Genomic DNA, 1,598 nt, shown 5'->3' with positions numbered 1-1,598 from the left:
ACCATTGGTAGGGAGGTTTCCAATCTGGCCGCCCCGGCATTCTCCGCGATTATCCGAATTTCCCCGCGACCTGATTCCAGAAGCCGATCTTGCGTCCATGCACCTTGCGAAGATCGGCCAGCCAGTCATCATGCGGTACGACATCGACATCGCCTGCGATACGGTCGGCCAAATCCGTCGCGGCTGCACAGTCCCGCGCGGCATAGGGGTAGTATTTCGAACTCGCCCGGTCGAGCACGCCAGTCACCAGTCGGCGATAGAGCAAGGTGGCCCCGCCCGGATCGGCCTGAGACAAAGCCTCGGCGGCAGGACGCAGAATGTCATAGGCCCGGGCTTCCAGATTTCGAACCGCTCCCTGGTCAGCTTCCCAGCGCGTTTGAGATCAGGCCAGGCGATGAGGAACGCCAGTGCCGATGTCGCTCGATCATAGGTCATGGCCTGATCGAGAGCCTGCCTTTCCGCAGCGACATCCTCGAAATCAGGCAAAGCCTTGAGCCAGTCGCGCAACGCCTGAGCGTCGAGCCAGCGGTCGAAGATCGCCTTGCGCTGCGCCTGCACATCGTCCCTGCGGCCCAGCGCCTCAAAGGCGCGTAATTTGAGATCGGCGATTTCGCGCTCGTTATGGCTGCGCTCAACCGGTGCGTCGATCCAGTCGAGGGCTTCTACCGCACGACCCTGCGCGATCAGGCGGGCGGCAACCTGCGCATTGAGCAGCGTATTACGCCGGTCAGGATCGACTGTCGCAATATAGGCGTCCACATCGCCGTCGAGGTCGGCGAGCTTGGGCAACAGCCAGCCGACCTTATAATCGAATTGCCGTCGCTCCGGGCCGGTCAGCCCCGCCTGCCGCTCCAGCAGCATCCGTCGCAAGGCTGCGCGGCCTGTCTGTCCCAGAGCCGGGGAGGCTGCGTCCGGCAGGTCGTCGAACACGCCATAGCCATCCCCTTCAATCAGCGTTAAAATATCCCCGGCGAGCTGCTCGACATCGGGTACATCGGTTCGGGCCCACAGCCCGCCCAGATCTTCGCCGCCTTGCCGGAACACCGCGCCCAACGAACCGCTGCTGTCGTCGTACCTATCGAACACCGGTTCGGCAAGGCTCAGCAGCAGCTTCATGCTGTCGACTGCCTGGCTCAGCGAAGTTTCGGCCAGTGGTCCCAATATGGTTTCCCGCAACTGGTCGAGTTCGCGCGCGAGCGGACCTACCTTGTCCCATTCGACGAATCCGCGCGAACGCCGAATGGTCTTCAGCCGCTTGTCGATTTCGTGGGCCAAGGCCCCGCTATCGTCCTTCGCCGCCAGCTCCATGCGGACCGCGCGGGCGAATAAGGCGTCACGCTCGGCCTGGGCCAAGACAAGCCGGGCAAGGCGCGCTTGTCCCAGCGCCTGGATCGCATCGAGCGTCATCCTGCCGGTGCCGCGTTTGCCATTGCCGGAGGCCGCCATCAGATGTCTGCACCTCCCGACCGTTCTGTCCCCTTGACCAGCGCAAGCAGCATGGCGTGCAGCGCCTCTTCCGCGCGCGCCGCGCCGGATCGGCGGCGGAGATGTCCCGTCGCATCCAGTCCGGCAGGCGGCGCAGAAAGTCGGTGAGTTGC

Annotated in this window: 1 pseudogene; it reads right to left on the bottom strand. The window is 64.0% G+C overall.

The features are described from left to right. Positions 1 to 49 precede the first annotated feature (49 nt). Positions 50 to 1,407: pseudogene (locus tag SxD43FB_RS23515) on the bottom strand (DUF6880 family protein). Between the last annotated feature and the right edge of the window lie 191 nt (positions 1,408 to 1,598).

The sequence above is a fragment of the Sphingobium sp. D43FB genome (genome assembly GCF_002312805.1).
Lineage (GTDB): Bacteria > Pseudomonadota > Alphaproteobacteria > Sphingomonadales > Sphingomonadaceae > Sphingobium.
Note: the sequence above shows the minus strand (reverse complement) of the source record. Positions and strands in the feature narration are given on the sequence as shown.